Genomic DNA, 13,669 nt, shown 5'->3' on the forward strand with positions numbered 1-13,669 from the left:
TTGTGAACGATGATGAAAACTATCAGAAAAATCGTCAGGGATGGCTGCTATATCGGTGGTCACGAAACAACAAGTGAGAGCGAAAATGGATATAGGCGTTTTTATTCCAATCGGGAACAATGGCTGGCTGATTTCAAAAACTTCTCCTCAGTACAAGCCGACATTTGATTTAAACAAAGAAATCGTGATGAAGGCTGAAGAGTACGATCTGGATTTCGCCCTGTCGATGATTAAGCTTCGTGGCTTCGGCGGTGATACCGAGTTCTGGGACTACAATCTCGAATCGTTCACCCTGATGGCCGGCCTTGCTGCCGTGACCAGCAAAATTCAGCTGTATGCCACCGCGGCGACCCTGGTGATGCCACCGGCGATCATGGCGCGCATGGCCACGACTATCGACTCCATTTCCAACGGCCGCTTTGGCGTGAATCTGGTCACCGGCTGGCAGCGTCCTGAATATTCTCAGATGGGCATGTGGCCCGGCGATCAGTTCTTTGGTAACCGCTACGAATATCTCGAAGAATATATCACCGTGGTGAAAGAGCTGTGGGAGACTGGCAAGAGTGATTTCAAAGGCGAGCATTTCCAAATGGATGACTGCCGTATGCTGCCTAAACCGTCCCGCAAAATCCCTATTATCTGTGCTGGACAAAGTGCGTCTGGTATGGCGTTTTCGGCAAAACATGCTGACTACAATTTTTGTTTTGGAAAAGGGGTGAATACACCGACTGCATTTTCACCGACCTCTGAACGTTTAATTGAAGCTGCTGCGAAAGCTGAGAGAAAGGTCGATTCCGCAGTACTGATCATGGTGATTGCCGACGAAACCGATGAAAAGGCCATGGCGAAGTGGGAGTTATACAAAGAAGGTAAAGATCAGTCCGCGCTGGATTGGATGGCAGAGCAGGGCGCCGCAGACAAAACCTCCGGCAAAGATACCAACGTCCGCGACATGACCAACCCCACTTCGGCGGTAAATTTGAATATGGGGACGCTGGTGGGCTCCTACGCCTCGGTTGCTGCCATGCTGGATGAAATTGATACCGTTCCCGGCTGTGGCGGTGTACTGCTGACCTTCGATGATTTCCTCAAAGGCATGGATGATTTCGGCACCAAAATTCAGCCACTGATGAAATCCCGTCAGCATCTTTACGACAAGACAGGAGCCGCATAATGGCAGAGCAGTCTTACTATGAAGTGGCCGGTTATTTTCAGTCTGAGCGGGCAGGGCAGCCTTCGCAAAAAGTACTGCCCGCGAGACCCGAGCCTATCGCTTTTAATCCCGCTGAAACCGCAGTCATTGTGGTGGATTTGCAGAACGCCTATGCCAGCAAAAACGGCTATCTGGATAAAGCGGGTTTTGATGTGTCTACCACGGCCCCGGTGATTGCTAAAACCATCAAAGTGCTAGAAGTGGCCCGTGCTAACGGCATGCCAGTGGTGTTTTTCCAAAATGGCTGGGACCCTGAATATCACGAGGCTGGTGGGCCGGGCTCACCGAACTGGTACAAATCCAACGCCCTTAAAACTATGCGTAAGCAGCCTGAACTGATGGGCACCATGCTGGCCAAAGGTACCTGGGATTACGATTTAGTCGATGAACTTAAACCGCAGCCCGGCGACATGGTGATCCCGAAAACCCGCTACAGCGGCTTTTTTAACACCAACCTCGACAGCATGCTGCGCAGCCGTGGCATTCGTAATCTTATCTTCACTGGTATCGCCACCAATGTGTGTGTGGAATCGACCTTGCGTGACGGCTTCTTTCTGGAGTATTTCGGCATTATATTGGAAGACGCGACTTATCAGGCGGGGCCCCGCAGTGCCCACGATGCCGCATTGTTTAACATTGAAACCTTTTTCGGCTGGGTCTCCAGCGTGGATGAATTCTGTACCCTGATGGCCTCATAACAAGGAAATGCCCATGAGCAAGAAAGCAATTATTCCCGCAGGCACCGGCGTGCCTATCGCTCCATTTGTACCCGGCACCATGGCCGACAACATCGTATATGTCTCTGGCACACTGCCGTTCGATAAAGATAACAACGTGGTGCATGTGGGGGATGCTGAAGCGCAAACCCGTCACGTACTGGAAACCATTAAAAGCGTGATTGAGGAAGCCGGAGGCACTATGGATGATGTGACCTTCAACACCATTCTGCTCACCGACTGGGCCAATTACGGCGCGATCAATAAGGTGTACGCTGAGTACTTTCCGGGGGAGAAACCGGCCCGCTACTGCATTCAAGTGGGGCTGGTGAAGCCGGAAGCGTTAGTGGAAATAGCCAGTATCGCCCATGTCGGATAAGCCGGTGTTGTACTATGAAATACATGAGCCTGCCGGAGCCAGCGATGCCGGAAATGAAGACGCGCCCACGCTGGTATTAAGTTCAGGACTGGGCGGATCGGCTAACTTCTGGAAACCGCAACTTGAGGCGATGACAAAGAACTTCCGGGTGATCACTTACGATCACCTCGGTACAGGACGCAGTCCGGCGGCACTGCCGGAAAGCTACACGATTGCAGATATGGCGGATGAATTACTGGCGTTGCTTGATAGTCTGGACGTTACCGAATGCCATCTTATTGGCCACGCGCTAGGCGGACTAGTCGGGCTGGAACTGGCGCTCAAACGTCCGTCCATGCTGATAAGCCTCATCCCTATTAACGCCTGGAGCTGCCCGAATATTCATTCAGCACGCTGTTTTAATATCCGCAAAGCGTTACTGGCAGCCGGTGACAAAGCAGCGTTTCTGCAGATGCAGGCCCTGATCCTGTATCCGCCAGACTGGATTGTGGAACACGCTGAAGCATTGCATGCTGAAGAGGCGCACATGCTTGAACACTTTCCAGATGAGGCCAACCTGCTAGCGCGTATTGAGGCGTTAACCACATTCAATATTGATGATCGTCTGTCCGGCATCGAAACCGATACGTTTATTATCGCCAACCGTGATGATTTGCTGGTACCGTGGAAACGCTCACAAATCCTCGCCGCCAGACTGTCCTGTGCGGCTATATCGGTGCTGGATTATGGCGGCCATGCATGTACTGTTACCGTACCCAATATCGTGAATGATCTCATCCTCACGCACCTTTCGGGATATGTGTCAGAGGAGACATCCTGACGATAGTCGCGTAGATGCGGTAAGCTGCCACTTAGATATTTCATCAACATCATTAGGGCCCTGAAGGAATGGAAAAACAACGCAGTTTGCCTACACACGATGCCGACCTGTGGAACGCGGATTTAGCACCCACTGCATCTGAGGCGCGCACCTGGACCTGGGCGCATTATGCGTCGCTCTGGGTTGCCATGGTGGTATGCGTACCCAGCTATATGATGGCCGCCGGCCTGGTTTCGGAGGGCATGAACTGGTGGCAGGCTGTGACCACCGTATTGCTGGGCAACGCCATTGTGCTGGTGCCTATGCTGCTGATTGGTCACGCCGGGGCGAAGTACGGTGTGCCGTTTCCAGTATTACTGCGTTCTTCCTTCGGCACCCGTGGCGCCCGCATTCCTGCGGTAGCGAGAGGACTTGTGGCCTGCGGCTGGTTTGGCATTCAGACCTGGGTGGGTGGTTCCGCCATTTACGTTATCTTAAACGCCGTCACCGGCGATGCGCTGGTGACTAATCCATTGCCGCTTCTGGGTATCGATATCGCGCAGACCTTCTGCTTTCTGTTGTTCTGGGCGCTGCATCTGGTGTTTATTAAATTCGGCACCGATTCTATCCGCTGGCTGGAAACCTACGCAGCGCCGTTTCTGATCGCTATGGGGCTGGCCCTGCTGATCTGGGCGTATCTCAAAGCCGGCGGCTTTGGTGAAATGTTGTCGGCACCGTCACAGTTTATTGAAGGCGGGGTGAAAGAAGGACAGTTTCTGGCAACCTTTATTCCCGGTCTTACCGCCATGGTGGGGTTCTGGGCGACCATGGCGCTGAATATTCCCGATTTTACCCGCTTTGCCCGCAGTCAGCGGGATCAAATTATTGGTCAGGCAATTGGCCTGCCGCTGCCTATGGCGTTGTTTGCGTTCATCGGTATAGCGGTGACATCTGCGACAGTCACCATTTACGGTGAGGCTATCTGGGATCCGGTAGTGCTGGCCGGAAGAATGGGCGGCATGGGCGTGGTAATCGCATTGGCAGCACTGGCGCTGGCAACATTAACCACCAATCTGGCAGCAAATATTGTTGCCCCCGCCTATGGTTTCTCCAACCTGAACCCACAAAAAATCAGCTTTAAGATGGGTGGTTACATCACTGCCGGTATCGGCATTGCCATCTTCCCGTGGAAACTTCTGGAAACCGCCGGTGGCTATCTGTTTACCTGGCTGGTGGGATATTCCGCGCTGCTTGGCCCTATCGCGGGCATTCTGATTGCAGACTATTTTATTCTGCGAAAATGTCAGCTCGATGCGGATGCACTGTTTACACATGACGGTGAATACGGGGCTGACAACGGCTGGAACCGGGCAGGGTTAGTCGCCCTGGTAGTCGGTATTCTGCCGAATCTGCCCGGGTTTCTGCATGCTGCTGGAGTAGTGGAGAGCGTGCCTGTTATCTTCGATAATCTCTATGCGTATGCCTGGTTTGTTGGCGTCGCGGTGGCAGGCGGGCTTTATCTGTTAATGGCAAAACGACCGATGTAATGCTTGCCGCCCGCGCTGATATCACAGTGTGCCGGGCAGCAGCGCAACAGCGGCAACCAGGGTCATCACAATCACCAGCCAGCGGTAATGGGCTTCGCTGATTTTCTTCACTAGCCAAATCCCCGTATACACACCAGCGATAATGAGAGGCAGGGCGATTAAATCCAGTTGCAGGGTTTCCCACGTAATGGTTTCCCATACAAAAACGTGAAACGGCACTTTGAATAAGTTAATTACAAGAAAGAACCATGCCGCGGTGCCAATAAACATATTCTTCGGCAGACGCATACTCAGCAGATACACCGCCATTACCGAACCAGCAAGATTACCTACCATGGTGGTAAAGCCGCCCATCACACCCGTAACGGCCGCAAAAGCGTGATTATCTGGCACCGCCGTTTTGCGCTTTTCCAGCCACAGCATCAGACCCACACTTAGAAATATAATCACCGCCATAATTTGTACGAAGAGTGCATCGTCGATGGATTCCCCCAGCCAGGTACCCAGCAGTACGCCGACAATCGCAGGAGGGAACAGTTTCATCAGAAAGCGCCAGTTTGCGTGACGATGGTAGTGATAGACTGCGAAGATATCAGCGGCAATCAGCATGGGCAGCATAATGCCCGACGAACCTTTCCCGCCGAACAGCAGCGCCAGCAATGGCACTGAAAGCAGGGTGGTTCCGTGAATACCGGCCTTGGCAAGGCCAACCATAAAGCCGATTGCCAGCACGATACTGACATCCGCAACAGAAAGGGTGTCTAAAAGCAAAAGGGTTCCTTAGCACTGAATGAGGGCAGAAGACGGTTGTCTGTTGTTACGCATTGTGTTCAGGTTATGAAAAGAACAGCCCGCAACAAACCATTATTTCAATTATAAAGCACTTAGAACAGGGAAAACATCAATGAAATCCGCACTTTCTTTTTGTGGTGCCCTCGGACTACTGAGTCTGACGGTGACACAGGCGCTGGCTGCGCCGGGTTATTTCCGCGAGCCAGCCATTCACGATAACCAGCTGGTATTCAATGCCGAAGGGGATCTCTGGTCAGTCACACTGAACGATAACCAAAAAGGTGACTACGCCGCTACTCGCCTGACCACGCAACTTGCTGATGAAACTCAGCCGGTGATCTCCCCCGATGGGAAACAACTGGCTTTTGTTGCTAATTATGAAGGCGCGCCTGAAGTCTACATCAAACCTATTCGCGGCGGTCTGGCTGAGCGTGTCACATTCGAAAATTCGGGTATGAAGCTGCATCAGTGGACCGCTGACGGAAAAATCCTGTACAGCACCAACAGCCGGGTGGGCCCGACCAACAGCTATGTGCTGAAACTGCTGGATGTGAAAAGCGGTAAAACCACCACTCTGCCGCTGGCTGACGCCGTAGAAGGTGTAATTGATGATAAAGGCGAGTGGCTCTACTTCGTTCGCTTCGGTCTGCAACTTTCCGGCGACAATGCCAATTATTATCAGGGCGGCGCGAAAGGGCGTTTATGGCGCTGGAAACTGGGCTCTACCCAAGAAGCTGAGCTTCTAACGGCAGAGCACGAAGGGTCTATCCGCACACCAATGCTAAATGAAAACCGACTGTTTTTTATCAGCAATCAGGACGGCATCGACAACCTGTGGTCAATGACGCTAGATGGCAAGGCAGCGCGAAAAGAAACGCAATATGATGACTGGACCGTGCGCGGCGCTGCGATAGGGAATGGCAAAGCGGTGTATCAGAACGGTGCTGATCTGGTAGTGCGGGATCTGAAAGCGGGCAGCAATAAAACCCTGCCGATCCAGCTTGTTTCCGATTTTCCATATTTGCGTGAGCATTGGGACAACAGCCCCCTGGAATTGCTGAAAAACGTGTCCTTAGCCAACACGGGTGATGCAGTAGTGATTACTGCTCGTGGACGTATTGCGGTTGCCACCACAGATGGCTCCCGATTGGTTGAAATTGCCACACCGGAAGACTCTCGGAGCCGTCAGGCGCTACTGAGCAAAGACCGCAAGTGGGTGTATGCGCTTAACGATGCTAGCGGTGAACTGGAGATCTGGCGTTTCGCTGCTGATGGCTCCGCGCAGGCAGAACAGCTTACTCACGGCGCATCAACCTATCGCTGGCAGTTGTCTTTGTCGCCTGATGGCAATTGGCTCGCCTTTGACGACAAAGCCGGTGCAGTTTGGCTGATGAATCTCGAAGATAAGTCGCAGGTGAAAGTGTTCGACGACAGCGATGGTTTGTTTGCTAAGTCTGACATTGTGTGGTCTGGTGACAGCAATATGCTGGCGGTTACCCGCACGAAAACCGGTAACGAACGTAACAGCGTTTTCCTCTACTCCTTGCAAGATAACAAAGGGCAAGATGTCACGTCGGATAAATACCAGTCTTACTCGCCTGCTTTTAGCGCAGATGGCAAATGGCTCTATTTCCTGTCGGAACGCAACTTTGTGGCTACACCATCAAACCCGTGGGGCGACCGCGCCATGGGTACCGAGTTTGATAAGCGCACGCAGATCTTCGCCCTTAATCTAACCGATGACGCGGGTTTTAGTTTTTCTGCACCAACGGAACTCACTCGAGTAGAACAAGAAGCTGATAGCAAAGACGACGAAAACACCGAGCAGGACGAGGATGGAAAAGAAGCCAACGATTCCGGCAGAATACAATGGGATGGCCTGAATGCGCGGCTCTGGCAGGTACCTGTTGCACCAGGCAATTATTTTGGACTGAGTGCGAACAAGTCTCTGCTGTTTGTTGGTGACCGAAGTGGGCGAAACGCCACCCTCAAAGCGTTGGAATTTAAACACGACGCCAAATTGAAGACGATTACCTCCGGTATTGCAGGATACGAACTGTCGGCAGATGGCAAAGCTATGTTTGTGTTCAAAAGAGGTAATGGCAACAAGAACATGTACATTGTGCCGGCAAAAAGCAGCTTTCCCAAAGATCTCTCCGACGCGCAGGTAAAAGCGGGTGACTGGCAGATGCGGATTAATCCGCAAAAAGAGTGGGCGCAAATGTTTCACGACGCCTGGCTGATGCACCGTGAATCGTTGTTCGACCCTACTATGCGCGGCGTCGACTGGGAACAGGTTGAAGATAAGTATGCACCGCTGTTAAAACGCGTTACTCATCGTGATGAACTCAATGACGTATTCGCGCAAATGATGGGTGAAATGAATACCTTGCACAGCCAGGTGCGGGGCGGTGATATTCCCATCGATAAAGCGCAGCCTAAAGCTGCCATGCTGGGTGGCGTGTTTAATGACACGGAACAGGGCGTGAAAATCACCCATATCTATCGCTACGACACCGAAGTACCGTCGGATGCGCCGCCGCTGGCACAAGCCGGAGTCGATGCACAGGAAGGTGACATCATCGAGTCTGTAAATGGCCGCGACGTAAAAACAGAGGCACAACTGGTGAGTGCACTGCTGAACAAAGCCGGTAAACAGGTGCTGCTTGGACTGGTGCGAAACGGTGAAAAACTGAAAACCGTTGTTACGCCGGCAACTACAGGTAAAGATTTCGGCTTACGTTATCAAGATTGGGTACTGGCTAACGGCGAGAAGGTGAGTGAAGCCAATGAAGATATTGGCTATTTGCATCTGTACGCAATGGGCGGTGGTGATGTGGCTAACTTTGCCCGAGAGTTTTATGCCCAGTATCGCAAAGACGGACTCATTATTGACGTGCGCCGTAATCGCGGCGGGAACGTCGACAGTATGATTCTGGAGAAGTTGCTGCGTCGTGTGTGGATGTTCTGGCAATATCCTGATGGCAGTACCGGAACGAATATGCAGCAAACTTTCCGTGGTCATCTGGTAGTGTTAGCCGACCAGTTTACCTACTCCGACGGTGAAACCTTTACCGCAGGTGTGCGCGCCATGCGCATTGCGCCGGTGATCGGCAAAACCACGGCGGGTGCCGGTGTGTGGCTAACTGGCCGAAATTCGGTGGCAGATAACGGTATGGCCCGTGTTGCAGAATTCCCGGTATTCGCTGCCGATGGGCGCTGGATCACCGAAGGACGAGGCATCAGCCCAGACATCGAAGTGGATAATTTGCCCTATGCCACATTCAACGGCGAAGATGCCCAGCTTAACGCAGCGATTAAGTATCTCGAGGAGCAGATTAAACTGAACCCCATTAATCCGCTGAAAGGTGAGGCCTTCCCGGATGCAAGAACGCCAGCGAAGGATGTGAATAAATAAGTCTGCGGCGCATTAACTGCGCGGAAGTAGCTGCGTGATAGAAGACCCGGTATGAAAATATCGGGTCTTTTTCTCGGCAGGTGAAAATGCACTAACGACCACATAACCGATTTCGAAACAGTCGGTCATCTGTCAGTTTGCCGTCGACAGCCCCTTGTTCGTCTATCAAGCAGAATAAACCGCCTCCTCGTACTTCTTTCTAAGCGGTGTCTGCGCTAAACTGCGATCCAGCAACGACCATGTCTTCGTCGGTTCACTCTGGCAGCCTGGTGATCAACGGCTGTCGCCGCCTCCAGCACATTGCTTAAACTGGATCTCCGAATCTGACCCATACTGTCTTTTCGACAATCGTGTCGTTTGCTTTTTCCGAAACAATGAGTGTTTAATTAGTGAGGGTTGAGATGTCTATTGAAGTGTTGCCTCTGGATGCCGACAAACGCGGCGAATGTCCCCAGGAGTTTAGTTTTGGCGCAGTATTTTCTGATCACATGTTCCGCCAGGTCTTCGACAAAGGTGTGGGTTGGCATGATGCGCAAATCGTCCCTTATCAGGCACTTCAATTAGACCCTTCCGCCGCGGTTCTACACTACAGCCAGGAAATCTTTGAGGGCTTAAAAGCGTATCGTCGTGAAGACGGTAAGATTAACCTGTTCCGTCCGGAAGCGAACTGCCGTCGTTTCAACCGTTCAGCAACGCGTATGGTTATGCCTGAGGTGGAAGAAAGCTTACACCTGGAAGCACTGAAAAAGCTGGTTAAGCTCGATGCAGCCTGGGTGCCTTCTAAAGACGGTTCATCGCTGTATATTCGTCCGGCGATGATTGCAACCAGCAGCAAGCTGGGTCTGGGCGCCAGCTCACAATATACCCACTTCATTATCACTGGCCCATCTGGTGCGTACTTCGCTGGCGGCTTTAATCCTATTGCGGTTTATATTACCGACGAATACCGCCGCGCAGTGGCTGGTGGTGTCGGTGAAGCGAAAACCGGTGGTAACTATGCGGCCAGCCTGATGGCGTCTGAGAAAGTGGCCGAACTGGGTTACTCACAGGTATTGTGGCTGGATTCGGTTCATGGACAATATATTGAAGAAGTGGGTGCGATGAACATTTGCTTCGTTTACGAAGGCAAAAAGATTGTTACCCCTGCACTTAGTGGTAGCATCCTGCCAGGCATCACCCGTGATTCTATTCTTAAACTGGCACCAACCCTTGGTTACGAAGTCAGCGAAGAGCGCATGGATGTAAATCAGGTTGTGGCTGATATCGAATCAGGCAAAATCACAGAAGTGTTTGGCTGTGGCACCGCGGCAGTTATCTCTCCAGTAGGTAAACTGTGCTTTATGCAAAAAGATTACGTAGTAAATAACAACGAATCAGGCCCAGTTTCCAAGCATCTATATGACCAGTTAACCGGTATTCAATATGGTAAAATTGAAGACCCTTTCGGCTGGATCACGACCATCGATTAAACGATGGATATGCATTAACAATGGCGCCTGATGGGCGTCATTTTTGTTTTCGCTGAACAAGCGCAATGAAAAACGCGCCGGAACATTGTACGCTGACAAAATAGAAAAAAGAGGATGTTTTATGAGAACCGGATTATGTGTTGCTGCGGCGAGCCTGCTGTTGCTTTCGGGTTGTTCCGACAATGAGGTGGGTGATGTGTCGTTGGGCTTATTTACCACTAAAGACATCAAAATTGATTCGCTGACCGACCCGGGTATTCCCGGCGTGACTTGTCATGTGGCAAGCATCGAAGCGAACTTGAGTCTGGCTGATCCATCGGATAGTTCAATTTCTTGCCGTCAAACCGGTGACATTACGCCCGCCATGCTGACAGAGATTGATAAATCGGACTCTGGTGAAGTGATATTCCGTAAGTCGAAAAGTGTGCTGTTTAAGAACATGAAAATTCGCCGTATTTTGGATAAAAAGAGTCAGACGCTGATGTACCTTGCGTATTCCACTAAGGAAACATCAGGAAGCTTCAAGCACAGTTTGTCGACAGTGCCATTGTGGGGAACCAGTGCTTATCAAACGCCGCCGATGAAGGATTAATCTGCGTCTGACTAACGGCATGATAATTGGGGCGTTTTGCCGTTAAGATCCAGGCGAAGCCTGCTATGATGGCGCCCCGATATATTCTTCCAATTTCTTCAGGCAATTACATGTATCAGAATTTTCAGGCCGAGCTAGACTGGGCAACCCTTCATATGACCCGTACCCGCGACGCGTTGGCGGCACTTCCCGACCTTAGCGGCGTTCGCCTTGCCTGTAACATGCACCTTGATCTGAAAATGGCGCCGCTGGTAGCAGGTCTATTGGATAAAGGCTGCGAAATATTTCTCACAACCTGTAACCCGACAACCGTGCAGGATGACGTTGTTGCTTATTTGGTGGAAAAAGGCGCAGTGGCTCACGCCTGGCGCGATATGAGCGACGCAGACTGGTCTGAATCTTTTGATAAAGCGCTGGCTTGGCAGCCAACACATCTGTGTGAAATGGGCGCAGATTTAACTACCCGTCTGCACGAGAGCGACGCATCAACCGCGGTAAAAGCAGGCCTTGAAGCCACCGGCTCCGGTATCACGCGTTTAGGTGGTGTAGCCCCCCGTTACCCGATTTTTAACTGGGACGATTTGCCAGTAAAAGAAGGTCTGCATAATCGTCACATGGTGGGGTTGAGTGCCTGGCAGACATTCTTCCAGACCACGCACCTCACACTGCATGAAAAGACGGTAGTGGTCATCGGGTATGGCTTGGTAGGTCAGGGCGTGGCGGCATCTGCGAAAGCATTCGGTGCGCAGGTGCAAGTGGCTGAGCTCGATGCAGCTCGCGCACTGCAAGCCAAATATGACGGCTGGCCGGTGGTGAGTTTGAATGATGCTGCGAAAGAGGCGGATGTGATTGCCACCGCCACCGGCGCGGCTGGTGTGGTAAGCGCGCGCCATCTGGATAACTTGAAAGACGGTGCGTTTGTGCTGAATGTGGGTCACGTGGCAAAAGAAATCGATGTGGCTTACCTGAAAGCCAATAGTACTGAATCTCTTCCTATGCCTTATGTGAATGCTTACAACCTTAACGGTAAAACGGTATTTCTGCTTGCCGATGGTTCTATGTTTAACCTGACTGCCGGATATGGCGACAGCATCAACGCATTCGACGTGACACTGGCTGTAATGGCTGCGGGTATCGGTTTTATTATCAATGAAGGTGAGAAATCACCGAACGGTTTGTATCTATTACCTGAAAAGGCGTGGAAGAAGGTGCTTTAGTGAGCATTTTAATTTTATAGACTCAGGAAGGCCCGGTTACTCATCGGGCTTTTGTTTAGTCACTCAATAATCTTCTAGTGGCATCACCAGAAAAAAATTTAAGTTAATTTGTCACAAACTCTTAAGTCTTCGTTTCCTTGTTAAGTACTCACCAGTATGTACGCAGAGCTATGTACATACACTGATAAGGAACAAAAAATGAAACTTCAACAACTTGCGAAAGCGCCACACGGTAAGGTAATAATGAACACTCAGTCTCGTCATTTTATTATGAATGACGCCCCAGCCTGGCTGAATGAACAGATTAACCACTTTATCAAGGAATGATCATGAGTGTGCAAATCGCAGAACAAGACGTATTACTTGCCATGAAAGGCGACAGCAACGCCTTTACCCGTCTAATCTATGCCACTCGAAATACCATCAGTTGCATCGCCCTGGCGATTGTGAAAGATCTCGATGCCAGTGAGGAAGTGGCGCAGCAGGTTTACATTCAATGCTGGCAAAAACTCAACACGTTGAAAAAACCGGCTAGCTTTTTACCCTGGCTCAGGCAGTCAACCCGCTATGCGGCGTTTAATTATCTTCGGGATAACCGCGTAGCCGACAGAGTTGGGGGCGACGAGGCAGACTTACTTTTTTCACAGTTTTGTCTGGAAGATGGGGATTCTGAGGCGGTGTTAAGTCGAAGCCAACAGGCGCAAATCCTTGCAAAAGTCATTGATGATCTGCCGGACGAGACCCGTGAAATTGTATTGCTGTACTATAGGGAAGAGCAGTCCAGCGCACAGGTCGCGACATTGTTGTCAATTTCCGATGCATCGGTTCGTCAGCAACTAAGCCGAGCGCGTCAGACATTGAAAGGAAAACTGCTGGATAAATCTGGAGCGCTTATTCTGTCGACAGCGCCCACACTGACAATCAGTTCAGTACTTGTCGCTAGTGCAGGCATCAGTTCGCCTGCTCAGGCGGCCACTGTTTCAAGTGCAAGTTCGTCAACTGCCATGAAAGGCGGTTTGATAGGTGCACTACAATGGATATTCAGCGGCGCCATGTTGGCTACATTTGCCGGTTTAATTGCAGTTTACCTGAGTGCAGAAATTCCGTTGCGTCGCATGCGAAACGAAGGTCGAAAAGTAGCGCTGAGAAAAGAACGTAAGCGCACCATGATTGGCATCGGTATTACCGGCGTTTTGCTGACAGCTGCCTACGAATTCACTTCGGGGTGGGTATTCCCGATTGTGGCCTACGAACTCATGATGGTTGTGATTTTCGTACAAACACGCAAAACGCAAATCATTATCGCCGCAGATGAAAATACAAGAGGCAAAAAAGCGCTGTCGGTTTTTGGTTCCTGCTCCGGTACTTTCTGGCTTCTTACAGGGATAACTCTGGGTAATATTGGGATAATCGCGGGGCTATATACAAGTAGCAGGGCGCTCTGGTAAAGCGTCTGACCTAAATTGATATTTATCGGTAACTCTTTAGTTATAAGCATCGTATTGCTCGTTTTCTAGCGTTATACGG

At 51.0% G+C, this 13,669-nt stretch carries 12 protein-coding genes; 11 read left to right on the top strand and 1 reads right to left on the bottom strand.

What is annotated here, in order from left to right:
* Nucleotides 1-40: 40 nt before the first annotated feature.
* The 5 genes from rutA to ACXAGX_RS04875 all read left to right on the top strand — a co-directional run bounded on the left by rutA (nucleotide 41) and on the right by ACXAGX_RS04875 (nucleotide 4,654).
* On the top strand, nucleotides 41-1,174 hold the full coding sequence (gene rutA, locus ACXAGX_RS04855) for a pyrimidine utilization protein A (RefSeq protein WP_474820610.1): 1,134 nt from the start codon (nucleotides 41-43) through the stop codon (nucleotides 1,172-1,174).
* The gene (rutB, locus tag ACXAGX_RS04860; protein WP_474836937.1) at nucleotides 1,174-1,911 is read left to right on the top strand and encodes a pyrimidine utilization protein B; all 738 of its coding nucleotides are present in this window, start codon (nucleotides 1,174-1,176) and stop codon (nucleotides 1,909-1,911) included. Before rutA ends, rutB begins: the two co-directional genes overlap by 1 nt.
* Before the next feature lie 13 nt (nucleotides 1,912-1,924).
* Nucleotides 1,925-2,308, top strand: coding sequence for a pyrimidine utilization protein C (gene rutC / locus ACXAGX_RS04865; RefSeq protein ID WP_474820616.1), 384 nt, complete (start codon nucleotides 1,925-1,927; stop codon nucleotides 2,306-2,308).
* On the top strand, nucleotides 2,298-3,128 hold the full coding sequence (rutD, locus tag ACXAGX_RS04870) for a pyrimidine utilization protein D (RefSeq protein ID WP_474836939.1): 831 nt from the start codon (nucleotides 2,298-2,300) through the stop codon (nucleotides 3,126-3,128). Before rutC ends, rutD begins: the two co-directional genes overlap by 11 nt.
* Nucleotides 3,129-3,196: 68 nt before the next feature.
* A complete protein-coding gene (locus tag ACXAGX_RS04875; RefSeq protein WP_474836941.1) occupies nucleotides 3,197-4,654 on the top strand; it encodes an NCS1 family nucleobase:cation symporter-1 in 1,458 nt (485 codons plus the stop codon).
* 21 nt (nucleotides 4,655-4,675) lie between these two features.
* On the opposite strand, the gene ACXAGX_RS04880 is transcribed toward ACXAGX_RS04875, so the two are convergent.
* Nucleotides 4,676-5,425 (bottom strand): sulfite exporter TauE/SafE family protein, encoded by a 750-nt coding sequence (locus ACXAGX_RS04880; protein WP_474836943.1) that lies wholly within the window; start codon nucleotides 5,423-5,425, stop codon nucleotides 4,676-4,678.
* A gap of 133 nt (nucleotides 5,426-5,558) precedes the next feature.
* Between ACXAGX_RS04880 and ACXAGX_RS04885 the strand changes: the two genes are divergently transcribed.
* From ACXAGX_RS04885 to ACXAGX_RS04910, 6 genes are all read left to right on the top strand, one after another.
* Complete coding sequence (locus ACXAGX_RS04885; protein ID WP_474836945.1) at nucleotides 5,559-8,864, top strand: S41 family peptidase; 3,306 nt, start codon at nucleotides 5,559-5,561, stop codon at nucleotides 8,862-8,864.
* A gap of 401 nt (nucleotides 8,865-9,265) precedes the next feature.
* Nucleotides 9,266-10,333, top strand: coding sequence for a branched-chain amino acid aminotransferase (locus tag ACXAGX_RS04890; RefSeq protein ID WP_474820630.1), 1,068 nt, complete (start codon nucleotides 9,266-9,268; stop codon nucleotides 10,331-10,333).
* A gap of 121 nt (nucleotides 10,334-10,454) precedes the next feature.
* On the top strand, nucleotides 10,455-10,925 hold the full coding sequence (locus tag ACXAGX_RS04895) for a CreA family protein (protein ID WP_474836947.1): 471 nt from the start codon (nucleotides 10,455-10,457) through the stop codon (nucleotides 10,923-10,925).
* A 110-nt stretch (nucleotides 10,926-11,035) separates the two neighbouring features.
* Nucleotides 11,036-12,142: an adenosylhomocysteinase gene (locus ACXAGX_RS04900; protein WP_474836949.1), complete on the top strand. Its 1,107-nt coding sequence runs from the start codon at nucleotides 11,036-11,038 to the stop codon at nucleotides 12,140-12,142.
* 198 nt (nucleotides 12,143-12,340) lie between these two features.
* Nucleotides 12,341-12,469: a hypothetical protein gene (locus tag ACXAGX_RS04905; RefSeq protein WP_474836951.1), complete on the top strand. Its 129-nt coding sequence runs from the start codon at nucleotides 12,341-12,343 to the stop codon at nucleotides 12,467-12,469.
* Between the two features lie 2 nt (nucleotides 12,470-12,471).
* The gene (locus tag ACXAGX_RS04910) at nucleotides 12,472-13,590 is read left to right on the top strand and encodes an RNA polymerase sigma factor (RefSeq protein WP_474836953.1); all 1,119 of its coding nucleotides are present in this window, start codon (nucleotides 12,472-12,474) and stop codon (nucleotides 13,588-13,590) included.
* Nucleotides 13,591-13,669 lie beyond the last annotated feature (79 nt).

The organism is Alteromonas sp. ABV4_515 (genome assembly GCF_056160345.1).

What these genes read in the sequence shown, in the direction of transcription:
- ACXAGX_RS04885 (WP_474836945.1), top strand. Translation starts at nt 5,559, where the DNA reads ATGAAATCCGCACTTTCTTTTTGTGGTGCCCTCGGACTACTGAGTCTG.
- ACXAGX_RS04890 (WP_474820630.1), top strand. Translation starts at nt 9,266, where the DNA reads ATGTCTATTGAAGTGTTGCCTCTGGATGCCGACAAACGCGGCGAATGT.
- rutA (WP_474820610.1), top strand. Translation starts at nt 41, where the DNA reads ATGGCTGCTATATCGGTGGTCACGAAACAACAAGTGAGAGCGAAAATG.
- ACXAGX_RS04905 (WP_474836951.1), top strand. Translation starts at nt 12,341, where the DNA reads ATGAAACTTCAACAACTTGCGAAAGCGCCACACGGTAAGGTAATAATG.
- ACXAGX_RS04900 (WP_474836949.1), top strand. Translation starts at nt 11,036, where the DNA reads ATGTATCAGAATTTTCAGGCCGAGCTAGACTGGGCAACCCTTCATATG.
- rutB (WP_474836937.1), top strand. Translation starts at nt 1,174, where the DNA reads ATGGCAGAGCAGTCTTACTATGAAGTGGCCGGTTATTTTCAGTCTGAG.
- rutD (WP_474836939.1), top strand. Translation starts at nt 2,298, where the DNA reads ATGTCGGATAAGCCGGTGTTGTACTATGAAATACATGAGCCTGCCGGA.
- ACXAGX_RS04895 (WP_474836947.1), top strand. Translation starts at nt 10,455, where the DNA reads ATGAGAACCGGATTATGTGTTGCTGCGGCGAGCCTGCTGTTGCTTTCG.
- ACXAGX_RS04910 (WP_474836953.1), top strand. Translation starts at nt 12,472, where the DNA reads ATGAGTGTGCAAATCGCAGAACAAGACGTATTACTTGCCATGAAAGGC.
- rutC (WP_474820616.1), top strand. Translation starts at nt 1,925, where the DNA reads ATGAGCAAGAAAGCAATTATTCCCGCAGGCACCGGCGTGCCTATCGCT.
- ACXAGX_RS04875 (WP_474836941.1), top strand. Translation starts at nt 3,197, where the DNA reads ATGGAAAAACAACGCAGTTTGCCTACACACGATGCCGACCTGTGGAAC.